We start from the raw sequence: 18,981 nt of genomic DNA, 5'->3' as shown, positions 1-18,981 counted from the left end.
TGCCATGCCAAAAATTTCACAAAAAGGCGTGCAGATGCCTGCATCGCCCATTAGAAAGTTAACTCCATTTGCTGATCAAGCTAAAAAAGAAGGTAAAAAGGTTTACCATTTAAATATTGGCCAGCCTGATATTGAAACTCCCGAAGGAATGTTGAACGCCATTAAAAACATTGATTTTAATGTTTGGGCATATACACCATCAGAGGGAACCCTCGCCTATCGCTTAAAACTTACCGAATACTACAATAAACTGGGCTATAACATCAGCCCGGAAAACATACTGGTAACCGTTGGTGGTTCTGAGGCCATTACCATTGCCATGCAAACCTGTATAAATGAGGGTGACGAAATTATTATTCCAGAACCTTTTTATGCCAATTACAATGGTTTTGCCTGTATGAGCAACGTGGTGGTAAAACCTATCCTTTCGTACATTGAAAATGGATTTGCATTGCCGCCGATTGCTGAATTTGAAAAATTGATTACTGAAAAAACCAAGGCAATCATTATCTGCAACCCTAATAATCCTACGGGTTATTTATACTCGAGAGAAGAGTTAGAAGCATTAAAGACGCTTTGCGTTAAATACGACCTGTTTTTATTCTCAGATGAAGCTTATCGCGAATTCTGTTATGATGGAAGGGAGTTTATTTCGCCGATGCATTTAAATGGCTTAGATGAAAATGTAGTGGTTATGGATACGGTTTCTAAACGTTACAGTGCGTGTGGTGCACGTTTAGGCTGCTTAATTACTAAAAACAAGGAAGTTATTGCTTCGGGATTAAAATTTGCACAGGCCAGGTTAAGCCCGGGCATGGTAGAGCAGATTGCCGGTGCCGCTGCTGTTGATACACCAGACAGTTACTTTGAAAAGGTAAATACCGAATATACGTTACGCCGCGATACCTTGGTTAAACGCTTAAACAACATTGAGGGTGTTTATTGCCCTAATCCCGGTGGCGCATTTTACGTGGTGGCCAAATTCCCTATCGATGATGCTGATAAATTCTGCCAGTGGATTTTAGAAAAATTTAGTCACAATAATCAAACGGTGATGATGGCACCAGCTACTGGTTTTTACTCTACTGCAGGTTCGGGCAAAAACGAAGTACGTATGGCCTACGTATTAAACACAGAAGATTTAAATGCAGCCATGGATTGCCTGGAAATCGCCTTACAGCAATATCCGGGACGCGTAGTTTAATTGTTAAAACTGTTTAAATTGGTTAATTGTTGTCATTACAAAAACAGTTAACCGGTTTAAACTATTAACCAGTTTACCAATAATTTTGTATATTTGTAGTCCAGTTTTGCAATTGATAATTGATAATTGATAATTGATAATTGATAATTGATAATTGATAATTGCAAAATTGTAATACCGGGGCCGTTCTTGGATTTGACAGGGTGGCGAAGGTTATGTTAGCATGCAGTGCGTTGTTCGGAGAGCACTTAAAGTGAACGATCACATTTTAATTGGCGAAAATACTTACGCCTTAGCTGCCTAGTTTAGAACTACGCTTAGCTTTTGTCCCTCTAACTGCTGCATTGTTGGGTTAGAACCTGGGGCATCGAAACAACAAAGCTGGCTTTAAGGAGATACGACTTAAAGTGAGATGAAGTATCTAAGGATCTAAATAAGGTCGGTTTTCAGCCCGTTTATTTCCCGAAAATCAATTGAAAAATAAGCATGTAGAAGGTATAATTTATCTCACAACTGGACAAGGGTTCGACTCCCTTCGGCTCCACAAACTTTCATTAAAAGCTGCGAAATTCCCACGATTTTCCGCAGCTTTTTTCTTTTCCATACAATTCTTTCAAACAATATGTTTTATAGATTTACAGTGTACATTTAGAAAGCTGTGAAATTCAAAAATTCAAGTTATGCCAATCCTTAAATGAAAAGTCGGGCAAAATGATCTTATTTCAATTACTTTAAATTCTCTCCATCCTTAAAATGTAACCTTCTAAATACGAGGCCAGATAGTATGGTCAAAATACCCACTACAAGAAAGGTGTACCTGAATGCATTGTGGATATCATCGTGTATCAGCTTTACATCCCCTCGAAATAACTTCAGGATAATGAGTCCGAAGGCAACGCCAAACCCGATCGCAAGCTGCTGATTTACAGATATCAAAGAATTACCGCTACTGGTGTGATATTCACGCAGATCAGCAATTGAAATGGTGTTCATGGCCGTAAATTGAATAGAATTAAAAAAACCCATGACCGCAATGATTGGCACATAATAATAAATAGAAGAACTAATTGCAGGTATAGCCATCATACAGATCAGGCTCCCTATTATAAAAGTATTGGCCATCAACGTTGTTCTGTAACCAAACCTGTTCAAAATTTTTATGACCTGTGATTTTGCAATAATAGCTGTTAGTGCCATGGGTGCTATAATCCAGCCCGATACTACTGCAGATCGATCATAAGCTATCTGAATCATCATGGGTAACAATAATGGTATTGCGCTGATGCCTAAGCGGGTAGCAAGGTTACCCAGTATGCCCACCCTAAATGTTCTTACCTTAAATAAGTTCAATGGGAAAATGGGATTATTGTCTGTTACAGCATGCCGGTAATAAAAATAGAGCATTAACACTCCAAGTGATAAAATAGCCAGGGCAGGCGTAGTATAAACAACATCGCCCAGGAGTTCGAGAGAAATGGAGAGAAATAATGATGCAGCAGCAAAAATTAAAAAGCCCCGTAAGTCAAAATCAATCACAGTAGACCGGTAGTCAGGCATATACCGCAAGCTGAGCACAATCCCTAAAACTCCCATCGGTATATTAATCAAAAATATCCAGTGCCAGGATAGATAATCTACCATATATCCCCCAACAAGTGGGCCTAAAACAGGTCCGATGAGCGCAGGTATAATCGCAAAATTCATGGCTTTCAATAAATCTTTCTTTGGGAAAGTCTTAACCAATGCTAATTTTCCAACTGGTGTCATCAAACTTCCACCTACCCCTTGTATTATTCTTGAAATTACCAGTTGAGTTAGATTTCCGGAGAGCGAACAAAAAAGTGATCCTGCGCTGAAAAGTAATAAAGAAATAATAAACACTTTCTTTGTACCAAATTTATCAGAGAGGAAACCGCTCACCGGCATAAAAACAGCCAGTGTTAATACATAGCCAATAATGGCATTCTGCATATTCAACGGAGATTGATGGAGATCTTTTGCAATGGCCGGCAGCGATGTATTGAGTATGGTCGAATCGAGCATCTGCATAAAAATAGCTGTAGCCAGTATCATAGGCAATACGCGTCTTGTAGCTTCTATATTTTTCAATTGTAAATTTTGTGGCATAGCTAAATTTTAGGCCTGTGCAATAGCACCTGCCGAAACTTTAATTTTTCTCAAAAATAGAAACTATTCTTACTCTCTCTAATGAAGTTAATATAATTATTCTACTCTTAAAAGACAGAATAGTCGAAAAATGAAATCTTTAATTCAATTCTTATGTTAACCACTTCCCTATCTTTTAAATAAGAATTTACATTCAAAAAAACAGATTTGAGCTTTCGGTTTACCAAAATCAAAAAAATACATCTTAAAGCACTGAATATAAACACTTTAAAAGAAAAATTTCAACTCCAAAACAAGCGAGTGGCTAGCTCCATTGAACTAACCACTTGCTTGTTTGTTATACTATATTTTCCAAGATTTTTAAAGGGCCTTAAGCGCCTCGTATATTCGCTCCTGAATCATCCTTCATTTTACTGAAATTTAAAAAGATGGGCCACTGTTATGATCTGGCAAACTTTTCTAATGCTGTATTGAATTTTTCTGCTTCTTCAACAAATAGCGCATGGCCGCTATTTTCAAATCTTACTATATAAGAATTTTTAATTCCTTTCTTCAGCTCTTCTGCAAATTCAAATGGACATAATTTGTCTTGTGCTCCATGAAAAATCGCAACAGGAATACTAATTTTAGCGAGTCCAGGACGTAAGTCAATATTTGAAAGCGCTTTTATCGATTCGGTGATGGCATAGGGCGATGCTTGTAAATTGATGTTTTCCAGCCATTTTTCTACATTTTTAGAGATATTGCCTTCTTTGGCAGGAAAGGCACTTCCGAAGCCGGCGATCAAATCTTCCCTGGCAGTCATGGTTTTTGCGATCAGTCCGTTCGCATCACTTTCTGATATGCCGTAGGGCGCACCGTCTCTTTTCCTCCAAGATGGTGCAGCTGCTCCAAAAAGGGCTAGCTTGCTAACATGCGCGGCATCATATTTTGTGATATAGTGAAGCACTACCGCACCACCCATTGAAAAACCACCCATTACCGCGTTCTTGATTTTTAGTTGGTCTAAAACCACTTTGATATCGTCTGAAAAGACATCAAAGTCGTATCGGCCGTAAGGTTTGTCTGATTTTCCAAACCCTCTCAAAGTAATTCCGATTACCCTGAAACCTTTTCGACTCAGATATTGGTATTGGTACTCATACATTTCATCACTTAGCGGCCAGCCATGGATTAAAACAACAGGCTGTCCTTCTCCCAGATCGGTTACATGAAGTTTTACATTTTTCTCTACTTCGATATATTCTTCCCTACCGGCAGAGGCTGCTACTCTTTTGGTTTGCGAAAACGCAACATTGCTGGTTAATAATGATAAAAACAATCCGGTTGCTAAAACTAAATTTTTCATTTTTTCTGTTTTTTAAATAGTTAGTATTATTTGATGAAGCAAAGTTGCAGCAAATGCCCAACGGCAGCAATGGACGGTTTTCTCTTTAAATTGCACTTTTTCCCCTTTATACGAAATCAGGCAGATCTATAACGGTTTAAATCCGTTCCAGGCCTTGGTTTAACAGAAAAAGCACGACAGTTATGCCGTGCTTTACGTACAATTTATTATCTGCTTAGCTTTAGAATTGCTTTCTGAAAGATACCGGCGACAAACCCGCATTTTTGGTAAAAAAACGGATGAAATAGGCGTCATCTTCATAATTGAGACTGAAGGCAATTTCCTTTACCGTCATTTTGGTATGCGCCAAAAGTCGCTTACTCTCTAATATGATCCGTTCTTTTATAATATCGTTGGGCGTACTTTTACTGATCAGCCCTATCTTTTTACCTAGATTTTTTGGTGTTATGAATAACATTTCGGCATAATCGGCAACGGTATGATGTGTTTTAAAATTTTGTTCAACCAGCTTGCTGAACTTCCTTAAGAACTGGACATCGGCATGTTGGTTTTTTTCCGATAACTGATGTTGTTGTTTCCAAATGCGGGTTGATTTGAGAATGATAACTTTTAATAGAATTCGCAGCATTTCTTCTGTACTGGAATCATTATTGGCCATTTCTGTTTTGATTTCCTCAATGAGGTTTTGGATGTTCTCAGACTGAATTTCATCTAACTTAATAAATGGAATTTCGAAAACATTATTGTAAAGGATACCATCGCAAGCCACTTCCTGGTCGTGAATTTCGATACAATAAAAATCCCTGTTGAAATAAATTAACTGGCCGTTAACGGTTTCACAAGGTTTAATAATCACTTTTGGATTAATGAATAAAAGTGCATCGGTTTCCATCGTGAATTCCTGGAAATCAACCTGTATGGTAGCCTTTCTGGGAATAAATAGAATTTTGATGTATCCCGATATTGAATTGAGCACAGTTTCATCCGTAGCTTTCTTGCTAAATTCGATGTTCCCGAACTGTTTATATGAAAATTCTCTCAGCATGTTTCGATATTCACTTCATTAAAAAAATAGCCTTCATTGGTTTTCACCTGGCTAAAGAGCTTTCCAAAAAGGACTATGTTAAAAAATGGCGATCTGTTTTTATTAGTCATGGCTTTGAATCTAAACGTTTTAAAATGAGCGACCGTAAACGTTCCTCATGCTCATCTCCCCAGCCTCCGATTGCCGCAATTACCGGAATCAGCGTTTTTCCAAAATCCGTCAGGCTATATTCAACTTTAGGGGGTACTACAGGATAAATCACCTTTGAGATCAATTCATGGTCTTCCAGCTCTTTCAGCTGAATGGTCAGCACCCTTCTTGAAGCATCTGGAATTTTACGCTGCAGTTCGCTGGGGCGCTTATGCCCCTGGTTAATAAACCACAGTAACCGCATCTTCCATTTTCCATAAAGTACCTCGCCAATAAGGTCGAGGCCGCAGTTCAGGTTCAAAGGTATTTTTCTCTCGTACATATGACAAAGCTAGCGCAATGTTCCAAATTGCGCAATAGGGGAAAAAATTGTCCCTATGCAATTCGGTTTTCCCTTATTGCCAGATACTTATATACATCCCAACTTTGTACAAAAAAATAAGATAATGGAACAAAACTTTAACTTCAATAACGAATTATCGGGCAAAATTGCCTTGGTAACCGGAGGTACAAAGGGAGCAGGTAAGGCAATTGCAGAAAGGCTGCTTCAGGCTGGGGCAACCGTTATTATTACCGCAAGGAATGCTCCCGAAAAAGAAAACAGCACGCTGCATTTCATACCTTCCGATTTAAGCAAGGCAGAGGGCACACAAAAAGTAATAGACGAGGTGCTGTCGGCTTACGGGAAGCTTGATATTCTTGTGAACAACCTTGGTTCGTCTACAACACCTGCTGGTGGCTTTACTGCATTGACTGATGAAGACTGGGAATCAACCCTGCAGGCTAATTTGCTCGCTCCTGTGCGATTGGACAGGGGATTTTTACCTCAGATGCTGGATCAAAAAAGCGGTGTGATTATTCATATTGCCTCAATTCAGGGCAAATTGCCTTTGTATGATTCTACTTTGCCCTATGCCGCTGCAAAAGCAGGACTGATTAATTATAGTAAAAGTTTATCAAATGAAGTTACGCCAAAAGGTATCCGCGTACTTACTGTTTCGCCAGGATGGATCAACACAACAGCATCGGAGGCGTGGCTGGGCGAGATTGCAAGAAACGCAAATAGTACAATAGAAGAAGCCCAACAGAGTGTTATGGACGCATTGGGTGGAATACCTAATGGCCGACCTGCCCAACCTGAAGAAGTAGCCGAATTGGTTGGTTTCCTCGTTTCGCCAAGGGCCAATTATTTAACCGGAACAGAATTTATAATTGATGGTGGTACTGTACCAACAATCTAATCATCTTAAAAAAATTAAAAATGAACTTACCAAAAATCATAACCAACCTGATTAATGCACAGAACAGCTTCGATAGCATTGCCTATACCAATTGTTTTTCGGAAACCGCCGTGGTATCTGATGAAGGAAAAACGCATAACGGAAGGGTCGAAATTCACCATTGGATCGAAGAATCAAACGAAAAATACAAATCAGTGATGAAACCTCTCGAATATACCGAAAATGGCACTTCAGGTGTCTTATCTGCAGAATGTTCAGGTACATTTCCGGGAAGCCCGATTGTATTAAAATTTCATTTTGATATTGCTGATGGGCTAATCCAGCAGTTGAAAGTAACGGGCTAAGAGAGGATGTGGACATAATCTACTCCCTCCCATCTACAGAATCCAAAACTAAAACCCTGAAAGTCAACAATTTTCAGGGTTTTAGTTTTTTTTTTGATTTGGTAGCTTTTGACACCAGTTATATCAATAATCATAGCACAGAGCAGAGGCAGTACAGATTTAATTTTATAACTGGTGAAAAGTAAAGCGATGAAAAGGACCTTTAGCTGTTATTTCTTGATCTTTATTGAAAATTTTGTGCGTTCATTACTGTAGTATGTACTTTGAACCGCTTCCTCTACTCCACACTGTTTTAGCTTGCCTGGTCATTTTGGATTGGCCAAAGGTTTAAATAATACGGCATCGGCTACAATAATCCCATCGGCTTTGAGGTTACTGATCCTTACGTATGGTTTGGTATTGTTTTTAATGTTGTATTTGCCCAGCGAAACCCATTCGCCGGAGGTTTGGCCAAGCACTTTGACATCAGATTTCAAAATACTGTGTTTATGGCTCTTTTCTCCGTCGAAGACCTCAATAGTGGTAATATTGGAACCTTGATCTGTTAGTGGATAATAGCTAAAAACCTCATATTGTCCGGCTTTTAAACCATTTGCATTAAAAGTGACACTTGCTGGCTGCTGATCTGGTTTGTTATAGAAAAGTGCATTTGGGCCGTAGATATGCCCGGGTTTTAAATCCCAGTTACCTTCTATTTTAACCATGGGCGAAACGTTATCGATAATAAGATCTGGTGTACTTCCATCCAATAAAGGATCAACGGTGAGTTTTTCATTTATTTTTTTATAATCCAGCTGTTGTACACCTATGCCCTGATCTATTGAAAAACTGGCAGCAACTGCAGCAACCTGCGAAAGCACCATAAATACAGGCTCCATACGAATGGAACCATAGGCAATATGACTTGCCGACAGACAAACGGGTACAATCAGGTTAGTGCATTCCTGTTGTTGAGGTACAATGGCTTTATAGCTGATTGGATAAGGTAAAATGCCGGGAATTTCGACATTGCCTTCGTTTTTAACCATGCCATCAACAACCAAACGGTCGGTATTGTGCGAATCCATGTTATATGCTGCCAAAGCAATCCCATCGGTAACGATTGCCTTTCCGGTACAGTTATTTTCGGTCATTACGTAATCGCTCACCATTCTTCGCGCTTCTCTGATGTAAGGCTGAGGAGACCAGTTCTGATTGTTTTTATACTCATCTTTCGGGTATCCCCATTGAAGCATCTGATTTCTGAGTTCAATAGGTACTCTTTGGTCGTGTCCGAAAAAATAAAACAACCCTTTGGTGTAGGCCGTCAGGTCTTCAATGTATTTGCTTCTTGAAGCATAATCCCCGTCAGGATAACCATGATTAGTACCAATCATATCGGTTGAAAATCCATTTCTATTGTTGATATCGGTTTTGCGGTTAGGCATTTCGCTCCAAATAAAATAGTCGTTAAGACTTAACTTGTTTTTTTGCTTTTCCATTAACCTTACCAGCAGTTCATAGCGGGTACTGTCGTAGCCTTTTGGCCTGGTAATGGAAATACGGTTGCGGGGATCATCGGTTAAGCAGACCCTGTAATTGTAAGATTGAACTTTGCGATCGCCCGAGCCGCGAGGCATTAAGGTGCCTTTATTAATCCCCCAGATTAAACCACTGCTCGAATCGCCTTTAACACGATAAGGATCGATATGATCGGGAAATTGATGACCATCAAGCAATTGAACACCATTGTATGTTTCTTTATATTGTGCATTGGCCTCGCGCCCCACGGTGTAAGTTATACCCGCTTTTGCCATCAAATCGCCTTCGTAGCTGCAGTCTATAAAAACTTTGGCGTTAACCACCTTGTTTTTCGCATGCCCAGCAGAAGGTTCTACTTTGATGGTTCTAATGGATTGGCCAGCTTTTTCTACCGCAGAAAGCCTGTAACCGTAAATTACATCTACCTTGGCTCGCATGATGTAACTTTTGAAGATATCTTCAGCTACATGAGGTTCAAATACCCATTGTTCGAGTTTGCCGTAGTGGCTGCCAATTCTACGGTAAAAGTCTTTGGAAAGGCCGGTCACCACATATTTGTTGCCAATATCAGTAAAACCAAGACCGCCAGAAGAGAGGCCGCCAAGGTTTTTACCCGGTTCAATCAGAAGTACGGTTTTGCCCATTTTTTTTGCACTGTAAGCCGCAATCACGCCTGCGGCGTTACCTCCATAAACACAAACATCCACCTGGTAGGCATCGTTTTTTTGGGCTATCGCAAAATGAACGTTTAGTAAGAGGCATAAAGAAACGACCATAAGCCGTTTTAGCTGAATATTTTTCATAATTAAGGTGTTAAGGTAAATTTTAAAGCGTCGGCACGTAAAGGACGGTCGTGAGTGGGCAATGTATCGGTCAGTTCAACATAGTTATTGGTTCCCCTAGGTAGTGTATAACTCCCTAAATCGATCCATTTACCCTGATCTTTAAACTGATCTACCACCACTGCCCCTACTTCTGTTCCGGCTGCAAAAATGCTGTACTTTGCTTTTGTAGTAGCATAGGCATTTAAGGCAGCATTGGAAGGAATGTAAACTGAAATATTGTATAATCCGGCCTTGGTAATGGCAGCTTTCCAGGTTGCTTTGGTTTGCTGTGCAGGTTTGGCTACCACCCTGGTTCTTTTTCCGTCATGACCAACAATTTCGGCAATTGCTGAAATCCACTTGGCTGCAGCAATACTATCTTGTGTTACTTCGCTGTATCCTCCAAAGTAAAATCCATATTTTAAACTAAAAGGGGCTGTTGCAGGCAAGATCTTTTCCTGGGCGAAGGGGGCTTTTAATACCCTCCTTATATACACCGGATTTGCATCAAGGCTTATCGAAACGGTATCATTTACGGCATTATAAACAGTACTGTTTCCCATAATATCTATCACCTCGAGAGAAGCCGCATCTGTAAAGAGCCTCACACCTGTACCGGAAAGCGAGTACATTACCCTTATTTCATCACTACCCTTTGTAAATTTATATGAATTGATCAGACCTGGCGAAACTTGCTCTTCTGCAACAAAAGTTGCGCCGGATAGCTGACGGGTTAAAGCAGCATAGGTAGCAAAAGCAGGTTTTGGTGTATAAGCCCCGAGGGTATCATCAGGATGCCTGATTAGTCCGAAAGCCCCTTCCGAATCATTAAGTGTTGATTTATTCTGCAGGTTGTAAATGCCGATTTTCTGTACCCCGTTTGCCAAAGCAGCCACAATTCTTCTGGGTAAATTATTGGCCTGTTCCTTTTCGGTAAAGGTAAAAGTTGTAAAACCTGTTTCGGAAAGATTCATCGGAATCAGGTTATTGTTATTGTGCGTTTTTATCTGATTTTTATGCTTATTGATATCGGTAACGATGGCTTCAGGCACCGGTGTATAGGAATGGAATGCATATTCGTTCATTGAGCTGAGTGCACCTTTCTGCAGAATTTTGCTTAAAAAGCTATCGGTGGCCAGGTCACTTACCACCATACCTGCAATTTTCACATTTGGAAAAGACGGGTGAGCCTGGTCGTAAGAAGCTTTTAAAAGATTATAGTAAAAATTTGTTTTCTGATCCTCTGTGGTTAATCCCTGCGAAAATGTAGCAATATCGGGTTCGTTCCAGATTTCTACATTTTCAATGCCTGGATATTGGGTTAACAACTGTTTTACGTAATTGGCAAATGCCAGCTTACCTTCTGCACTTACCGGAGACTTGCCATTATCGTAAAGGGGGTTATACAGGGCACAAACAAGATAAGGTTTAAGGTTATTTGCCGCCAGCTGGGCAATAAAATTATTTTCCCTGGTGCCGAAAGTATAGATCCCTTTTTGTTTTTCTACGGCATCCCACCTGATTGCATCACGCACATATTTCACTCCCATTTTTTTTGCAATTGGAATGAGGGTATCGGTTGATTGCCAGGCATGTGTCTGCCCGATAAAAGCAGACTGACTAACTGTACTCAGGTCGAAATTTGAAACAATGGCAAAAGATGTTTCTTTTGAGCCGGTGTTAAGCCCGTTTTGCCTGGCCTGAGCAGAGAGTTTAAACCAACCCAGCTTATTGGGAGCAATATTAAGCTGAACGGTATCTCCTATTACCGCTTTTTTGCCTGAAAGTATTTTTTGATCCCAGAAATCGTAACAGGCCCAATCTATAGAATCAGCCGCTACATGAATAATAAAACCTTTTTGATCAGTTTGGTAAAAAATATTTCCAGCTACTTTTTGGTTAATTGTAATGGTACTCTGTTGTGCAAAAAGCAACTCAGAATTTAATAAACAGCCCATTAGCAAAAGGGCAATAGAAAGCACCATTTTTCTAAGCCCCGTATAATTTATCTTTTTCATTAGTATCCGGGATTCTGTGTTAAAAGTTTATTTAATGAAAGGTCGTAACTTGGGATGGGCAGCAACAGGTTTCTGTCTGTAATCACCCTCGAAGCGGTAGTTATAGTGGTATTGTTGCCACCATTGGCGATTGCATAAGCCAAAAAAGTTTTCATATCACCAATAAAGTTGCCCCACCTGATCAGATCAGGCCGCCTTAGTGCCTCAAAACAAAGCTCTCTTGAACGTTCTTGTTTAATGGCATCCAGAAACTGTGTTTTATTAAGTCCCGGAGTTAGCGCAGCATTTACTGTAGGCGACGGAGGAGTTGGCAGCAACAGGCCGTAAGCCCTTCTTCTTATCTGGTTAACAGCATCGTAAGCAAGTGCTGTTGGCCCGTTCACTTCATTTTCGGCTTCAGCAAACATCAGCAACACATCGCTATACCGCAGCATCGGAAAATTTTGAGGGGTATAATTTGAATTTTTCGGTATAACTTCTTCATATTCCCTTCTCCATTTCCCTGCACACATTAACCATACATTGGTTACTGCCGTTTTTTTTGCAACCGTTGCTGTTCCCCAGGTATAATTTGCACAGTTCCAGTCCCTGCGCAGATCAAACGAGGCTTTATTTGGCGTAGTTGCACTGGCTGGATTAACCTGGTAGAGATCAAACAGTTTCCTGGTGGCCACAATACTTCCGGTACTATAGCCAACTGAAGTATCGTTACAACGGATACCACAGAAACGGCCTGCATAAGTGCCCCCTTTATTTGCAAAACCATTATTATCGCGAAAAAACTCGAGCTCCCAGATACTTTCCTTAATATCGTATTTATTGGTTGCATAGTTTATAAATATCTGGCTGTAATCCGGATTAAGGGCATGTTCTTTAGAATCTATCACTTTTTTTGCCCAATACAGCGCCTGCTCGTATTTAGTTGTCTGGTTGAGTGGGAAACCGGCCATGTATAAGCATACCCTGGCCAATATTCCTTCTACGGCAGTTTTGGTTACTTTGCCTCCATAACCTAACGAAGTAGCCGTTTGGGTTTGAAGAAGTGACTCGGCAGTGGTCATATCGGTTACAATCTGATCATACACCTCTTTTGCAGGTGTTCTGGCCAGGTCTACATCCTTTACCGACGAAGTTGGCGCAAGTTTCAAGGGCACATCGCCATAATTGCTCACCAGCAGGAAATAAAAATAAGCCCTTAAAAACAGTGCCTCCCCTTTGATGATGCCCCTTTTGGTTTCGTCCATTACCGGCTTATTGATATTGGCCAATAACATATTGGCACGTTCAATCCCGATATAACTGCTGTTCCAGAGCAGGTTTACCTTTGCATCGGTAGGTACATACTGATAAGAGGTTACCAGATCAACGGTAAAGCCATAAGATTCATCTGTATTGGTATTGAACATATAGAGATAGTTATTACCATAACAATCGGCATCTATCAATTGAGAATAAACACCATTAAGCGCAATCTGCAGATCGGCTGCAGTGGCATAAAAAGACTCAGGGGTAATAAAATCTGTTGGTTTGGTATCGAGTATTTTTTGGCAAGAACTGTTTACCAATAATACCACAGTTAATATAAAAAATATCTTCTTCATCATCTATAAATTAAAAAACGAGGTTTAATCCAAAAGTTAATGTGCGCGGACGTGGATAGGCAGAATAATCAAAACCTGGGGTTAAAGCCGAATTCCGGATGGAAACCTCCGGATCCGGGCCTGAATAATTTGTCCAGGTAAGGAGGTTCTGCGCCGAAGCGAATACACGGAGCGACTTTATTTTTAACCGTTTAGTAAGCTGTTCGCTCAGGTTATAGCCCAAGGTTACCGTTTTAAGCCTGAGGTAAGAACCATCTTCGATAATCCTGCTCGAGTAGGCAAAAGGCCCTTGTCCGCCTGTCCTGAAAAGGGTATTTGATGGATTATCTGGTTGCCAGCGTTCAGTCCATGTTGCAAACTGGTTTAAAGTAAGTGTGTTCTTTCCATTCCCCTCAAATACCAATCTGTTGGCATTAATGAGGTCGTTACCATAAGACCATTGAAAAAAAACATTCAGATCAAAATTTTTATACCTGAAATCGTTAACAAAACCACCGGTATGAATCGGAATACCCCTGCCTATGGTTGTAATATCGTCGGCATTAACTACTAAATCTCCGTTCAAATCTTTATATTTAATATCGCCGGGTTTAATATTTGCCCTTGCTGTACCATTAGTTGGTACGGTACTCTTTAATACGTAGGTTCCGGGTGTGGGCTGATCAAAATCACTGTACTGGTAAACGCCATCCCATTCGTAGCCCCTCATTTGGGCAATAGGCTTCCCTAACTGTGCAGTATAGGCAAATAACGAGTTATAGGAAAAATCAAAAAACACCGGACTCAGGATTTCCTTCTGATTTTCGGCCAGCTCCAGCACTTTATTTCTGTTGAAACTGATATTGATACCTGTTTTCCAGGTAAAGTTTTTATTGTTCAAATTTACGGTGTTAAGTGAAAGCTCCAGTCCTTCGTTATTTACTTTCCCTATGTTTTTATAAGCAGAGCCTATGCCGAGTGTATAAGGGAGGTTGGCCAGCAACAAAAGATCTTTGGTTGTTTTCCTGTAAGCATCTGCCGTAAAATTGATCCGGTTATTGAAGAGGCTTAAATCGTAACCGATATTGGTTTGGGCGGTGGTTTCCCATTTTAAATCGGGATTTCCCAATGATGATAGCTGAGCACCAGTTGAAGCTGTGCTGTTATTGTAAGAATAAGCGGGGCCAGGTCCAAGGATAAGCTGAGACAGGTAACTGAAATCGCCAATCCTGTTATTCCCTGTTAAACCGTAGCTGATCCTCAACTTTGCATCAGAAATAAAGCGGAGATTTGACAGGAAACTCTCTTTACCCATATTCCAGGCAAAAGAGCCTGAAGGAAATGTTCCCCAGCGGCGGCCCGGTGCAAATTTGGAGGAACCATCTGCACGGATAGATGCAGTTAACAGGTATCGCGATTTATAGTCATAATTTACCCTGGCCAAAAATGATGACAGGCCCCATCTCGAACTCTGAGATACGGAAGAAAGCAATGATGACTGATCGAGTCCATCGAGTCCGAGCGACTCGTTAGGCACCTGGGTTGCGCTGAAACCATAACGCCCGGAATTTAAAGCCTGCATGGTGTACCCGGCCAGTACATTAAAATTATGCCCTCCTTTAAATGACTTTTTATAGGTTAGGGTATTTTCGTTGAGCCATGAATTTGTAGGAACGGTATAAATAGAGCCGTTTACCCCAAAGGTATTGTATATACTGCCTCTACTGGTTTGGGAATTAAAAAAACTTTCCAGTTTTATTGTATTACGCGTAATACCACCCGATATACGCAGGCTAAGCCCCGGGATAATGGTATAATCTAAAAAGGCATTCGCAATTAAATTGTCGGTAATGGTATTCTGAATCTGGTTTTGGGTAGAAATAACCGGGTTTACACGGTAATCGCCGAAAAGATTACCCGAAAGTGCCGGATCGATCAGATTATCGAGCAGATCCGAATCATTATCACCCCCGGTAACCGGCCTGTAGCCCCAAACGGCATAAAAAAGATTATTACTGTAAGAGGTATTGGAGCCGGGTTCTGACGGACTAACACCAAAAGAGCGACTATTGCTATAATTGATGTTTACACTTGCTTTCAGGTTTTTATTGATGGTTTGATCCAGGTTCATGCGCCCCTGGTAACGCGTAAAGCCCGAATTGATTACAATGCCTTTCTGATCAAATATATTCCCCGAAATGACATAACGGGTTTTATCATTGCCTCCCCTTAATGAAAGCGCATAGTTCTGCATGGGTGCTGTTTGATAGATATAGTCCTGCAGATCAATCCCCTTAACATCGCGGTAAGACTCCAGCGTTTTTCCTCCACTCAGGTAAGTTACCGGTGCCAATGTAGGATTAAGCTCCAGCTGGTATTTTACAAATTCATACGGGCTTAAAAGGTCCATTTTTTTGGCCACGTTCTGTACTCCATAGTAAGAATTAAGCGTAATTACGGGTAAACCTATTTTTCCCTTTTTTGTGGTGATAATGATTACCCCATTTGCGCCCCTTGCCCCGTATATTGCTGTAGAGGAGGCATCCTTTAGTACATTAATGGATTCGATATCGCCCGGGTTTATCGAATTATTCATTCCATCTTCCATCGGAAAACCATCTACCACGTATAAGGGCGAATTATCCTGGGTGATTGATCCATAGCCCCTGATCACAATATTGTTTACCGATCCGGGTTGTCCGTCGTTTCCAGAAACGCTCACGCCGGCTACTCTTCCTGCCAGGGCCTCGTCAAAAGATTTAACAGATGCCTTATTGAAATCGCTCATATTAACTTCAGCCACCGATCCGGTTAGATCTTTTCTTTTAACAGCTCCGTAACCCACGATTACCACATCGTTCAATCCGGTATTCTGTGCCTTTAGTGTAACATTGATGACCGTTTTCGATTCTACGGGGAGCTGTTGTGTTTCAAATCCGATCATGGAAAAAATCAGTACGGCACTTGGACCGCTAACAGCTATTTTATAGTTCCCGTCTTTATCGCTAAGGGCTATCGTTTGGGCATCTTTTACCCTTACGGTTACGCCGTATAAGGGTTGATTATCGGCATCAATTATTTTGCCCGTTATCGAAATGAGCCTTGCGGTTACGGCAGGCAGGATTTTGGGGGTAACTAAAATCGTCTTTTTATCTATTTTATAGCTAAATGGCTGATTAAAAAAGCACTTATCCAAAGCTTCGGTAAGGCTGGCATTTTTAATACGAATGCTGATTTCTTTGGCATTGGCCAGCAGGTCTACATCGTAAAAAACGCTGTACCCGCTCTGGCGACGAATATCTTCAAGCATTTCCTTAATGGAAGCATTTTTTTTATCAAGGCTTATCTTTTGTGCCAGGGAAGCAGCACTAACCTGCATAAAAGACAGCAGACATAAAAAATAAGATAATCTCATAATCAGCAATATTTTGGAGTGAATATAGGAATGCCTCCCGCATCTAATTGCAGTAGAAATTTTATACATTTGGTTATTGAGTTTTCTTGAATATTTGGTTAATTGAAAGTGATCATATCGGAATACTTAATTACAGCCTATTGGCTGTACAGCCGGGAGTGGTGGTACACTTCCGGCTTTGTTATTCCTTTAAACGGTAAGCTTTAGTTCATCAGAATAACCCTCCTTCCCTCTATTTTATAATTTACACCACCGGTAATCTTCATATAATTAAGCAGTTCGGTAATATCACTAAACCTGGAGGTTGTTCCTCCAAATTTTTTCGACTGCGCGTTACCGCGATACTCTACTTCGATATCGTACCATCTGCTTGCAATTTTCATCACTTCTTTTATGTTTAAATCTTTAAATACAAAATTGCCTTTTACCCAGCCCATGGTTTGTTCGATGTTGGCAGGCTGAACGAGGATTTCGGGATTATTAAATGCCGAGATTCCCTGCTGCCCTGGCGCAAGCAGTTTGCTCAATTTTCCTTTGTTGAGGCTAACAGCGCCTTCTATAAGGGTTGTGGTTATACTGGCATCGTCAGCATAAGCAGAAATATTAAAGTGGGTGCCCAACACCCGTACCTGAACATCGTTAGCCGTTACAATGAATGGCATGGCTGCATTTTTCGCAACCTCAAAATAACCTTCACCCTTAAGTTCCACATTCCGGTACCTGCCACTAAACCGGGTGGGATAGGTGAGTGACGAAGCTGCATTTAAAAATACCTTACTTCCATCGGCTAAAACAACCTGATATTGCCCTCCTCTTGGAACGGTTATGGTATTGTAAACTGGCTGCTCGTTTTGCCCGGTGGCTTTATCTTCAGGGTCGTATACCAGTTCTCCATTTTCTTTTTTAATAATACGCGCTGTACCTTCTTTGGCTAAAACACCGGTTTGCGGGTTATTAAGTACAATTTGCTTTCCGTTACTTAAGGTCAGTACCGCTTTGTTTGATCCAGGTCTAATATCTTCCGGTTTTATATTACCGGGCAAGTTGCTTACCATCGCGGTCTTTTTATCAGTATGGATAAAAAAGCTACCTACTGCAATCATCACCAGAACAGATGCCGCAGCATACCATATGCGCAATGAGCGTTTTGGCATTTGTTGGGGTTTATTTTCAGTCGCGTCAATCGTGGAACGGATCTTTTTCAGAATCGAATCTTTCAGGAGATTTTCCTGTTGCCCGGATAGTTCCACATCTGACATTGCCTCCAGCCTTTTGTAGTACTCATCAAGCAATAACTCTTCCTTCCGGGTAGATTTACCGGCTAGATATTTTTCCAACAAACTTAAATATCGCTGTTTTTCCATAATGCCATTTTATTACTAGTGTAAAAATGGCTCCTGTACCCTACCGTTAAATTGATTTTTTTTCCGGATATAGAATAATATAGGTCAGGTTATTTTTTTACCACAAAATCATGAACCTTTAGAAAAACATTGTGGTGAGTACAGATAAACATCCGCTTAAAGACAGGCCGTTACGGATATGCTTCAGCGACTTTGTGATACGCTTTTCAACTGCTTTTTCTGAAATACCCAGCTGAATGGCAATCTGTTTGTAAGTCATGCCTTCCTCCCTGCTGAGGCGAAACGTCTCTTTACATTCTGGTGGAAGGGCATTAATAATTTCGTGCAGCAATTCTTGCTGTTCTTTAAAGAGCAAAGGATTATCGGTAATGATATCGGCGGTTACCTGTGCCAACCGGTTGTAAAAAGCATCGTCGTGCCGTTTTTCCCTTATGGCCTGGTATACCGCAAAACGGGTAGCCTGCTGCAGGTAAGCCTTAAGGTTGAGAATAACGGCCTGGTTCCGTCTGTTCCACAGGCTCACAAAAATGTCCTGCACAATATCTTCAGCGGCTATAGCATCGTTAAGAATGCGGTGGGCTGTTTGAAAAAGTAACTTCCAGTAGTTGTTGTAAATAATGGTAAAAGCCTCCTGGTCTCCTTTTCTAAGCAGCTCAATTAATTCAGCATCGATAAAGTTGTGAGCTACGGCCATTTATATTCGGTTATAAAATTGTGTTAATCAATTTTAGATATTTTTTCCGATTATACTGTAAATAGTCAGAATTATTTTACAAGAATTCACCTATCCGGAGCCTTTT

Annotated in this window: 13 protein-coding genes and 1 other RNA gene; 4 read left to right on the top strand and 10 right to left on the bottom strand. The window is 40.7% G+C overall.

The features are described 5' to 3' along the window. Positions 1-4 precede the first annotated feature (4 nt). Together ACFSR6_RS17235 and ssrA are read left to right on the top strand one after the other, a co-directional pair. The gene (locus tag ACFSR6_RS17235; protein WP_379081108.1) at positions 5-1,204 is read left to right on the top strand and encodes a pyridoxal phosphate-dependent aminotransferase; all 1,200 of its coding nucleotides are present in this window, start codon (positions 5-7) and stop codon (positions 1,202-1,204) included. Positions 1,205-1,383: 179 nt separating this feature from the next. Next, positions 1,384-1,751, top strand: a transfer-messenger RNA (tmRNA) gene (ssrA, locus tag ACFSR6_RS17230). Positions 1,752-1,930: 179 nt separating this feature from the next. Here the strand turns inward: ssrA and ACFSR6_RS17225 are convergent. The 4 genes from ACFSR6_RS17225 to ACFSR6_RS17210 all read right to left on the bottom strand — a co-directional run bounded on the left by ACFSR6_RS17225 (position 1,931) and on the right by ACFSR6_RS17210 (position 6,196). Next, complete coding sequence (locus tag ACFSR6_RS17225) at positions 1,931-3,331, bottom strand: MFS transporter (RefSeq protein WP_379081105.1); 1,401 nt, start codon at positions 3,329-3,331, stop codon at positions 1,931-1,933. Positions 3,332-3,770: 439 nt separating this feature from the next. After that, complete coding sequence (locus ACFSR6_RS17220) at positions 3,771-4,679, bottom strand: alpha/beta fold hydrolase (RefSeq protein ID WP_379081102.1); 909 nt, start codon at positions 4,677-4,679, stop codon at positions 3,771-3,773. A gap of 220 nt (positions 4,680-4,899) precedes the next feature. Beyond that, positions 4,900-5,724: a helix-turn-helix domain-containing protein gene (locus ACFSR6_RS17215; RefSeq protein ID WP_379081099.1), complete on the bottom strand. Its 825-nt coding sequence runs from the start codon at positions 5,722-5,724 to the stop codon at positions 4,900-4,902. Positions 5,725-5,830: 106 nt separating this feature from the next. Further along, the gene (locus ACFSR6_RS17210; RefSeq protein ID WP_379081097.1) at positions 5,831-6,196 is read right to left on the bottom strand and encodes a winged helix-turn-helix transcriptional regulator; all 366 of its coding nucleotides are present in this window, start codon (positions 6,194-6,196) and stop codon (positions 5,831-5,833) included. A 124-nt stretch (positions 6,197-6,320) separates the two neighbouring features. Between ACFSR6_RS17210 and ACFSR6_RS17205 the strand changes: the two genes are divergently transcribed. Both ACFSR6_RS17205 and ACFSR6_RS17200 read left to right on the top strand, forming a co-directional pair. Continuing rightward, positions 6,321-7,115, top strand: coding sequence for an SDR family oxidoreductase (locus tag ACFSR6_RS17205; protein ID WP_379081094.1), 795 nt, complete (start codon positions 6,321-6,323; stop codon positions 7,113-7,115). A 20-nt stretch (positions 7,116-7,135) separates the two neighbouring features. Next, entirely contained in the window at positions 7,136-7,459 is a 324-nt protein-coding gene (locus ACFSR6_RS17200; protein ID WP_379081092.1) for a nuclear transport factor 2 family protein, read from the top strand. A 305-nt stretch (positions 7,460-7,764) separates the two neighbouring features. On the opposite strand, the gene ACFSR6_RS17195 is transcribed toward ACFSR6_RS17200, so the two are convergent. The 6 genes from ACFSR6_RS17195 to ACFSR6_RS17170 all read right to left on the bottom strand — a co-directional run bounded on the left by ACFSR6_RS17195 (position 7,765) and on the right by ACFSR6_RS17170 (position 18,875). Beyond that, positions 7,765-9,783, bottom strand: coding sequence for an FAD-dependent oxidoreductase (locus tag ACFSR6_RS17195; protein ID WP_379081089.1), 2,019 nt, complete (start codon positions 9,781-9,783; stop codon positions 7,765-7,767). A 2-nt stretch (positions 9,784-9,785) separates the two neighbouring features. Further along, positions 9,786-11,822: a golvesin C-terminal-like domain-containing protein gene (locus tag ACFSR6_RS17190; protein ID WP_379081087.1), complete on the bottom strand. Its 2,037-nt coding sequence runs from the start codon at positions 11,820-11,822 to the stop codon at positions 9,786-9,788. Beyond that, positions 11,822-13,423: a RagB/SusD family nutrient uptake outer membrane protein gene (locus ACFSR6_RS17185; protein ID WP_379081085.1), complete on the bottom strand. Its 1,602-nt coding sequence runs from the start codon at positions 13,421-13,423 to the stop codon at positions 11,822-11,824. Before ACFSR6_RS17185 ends, ACFSR6_RS17190 begins: the two co-directional genes overlap by 1 nt. A 10-nt stretch (positions 13,424-13,433) precedes the next feature. After that, positions 13,434-16,817 carry a TonB-dependent receptor gene (locus tag ACFSR6_RS17180; protein ID WP_379081082.1) on the bottom strand — a complete coding sequence of 1,128 codons (3,384 nt, stop codon included), beginning with the start codon at positions 16,815-16,817 and terminating at the stop codon, positions 13,434-13,436. A 203-nt stretch (positions 16,818-17,020) separates the two neighbouring features. Continuing rightward, positions 17,021-18,181: a FecR family protein gene (locus ACFSR6_RS17175; RefSeq protein ID WP_379081079.1), complete on the bottom strand. Its 1,161-nt coding sequence runs from the start codon at positions 18,179-18,181 to the stop codon at positions 17,021-17,023. Positions 18,182-18,299: 118 nt separating this feature from the next. Next, a complete protein-coding gene (locus ACFSR6_RS17170; RefSeq protein WP_379081076.1) occupies positions 18,300-18,875 on the bottom strand; it encodes an RNA polymerase sigma factor in 576 nt (191 codons plus the stop codon). Between the last annotated feature and the right edge of the window lie 106 nt (positions 18,876-18,981).

The organism is Pedobacter vanadiisoli (assembly GCF_042684385.1).
GTDB classification, from domain to species: domain Bacteria; phylum Bacteroidota; class Bacteroidia; order Sphingobacteriales; family Sphingobacteriaceae; genus Pedobacter; species Pedobacter vanadiisoli.
This window is presented reverse-complemented; position numbering and strand designations above follow the sequence as displayed.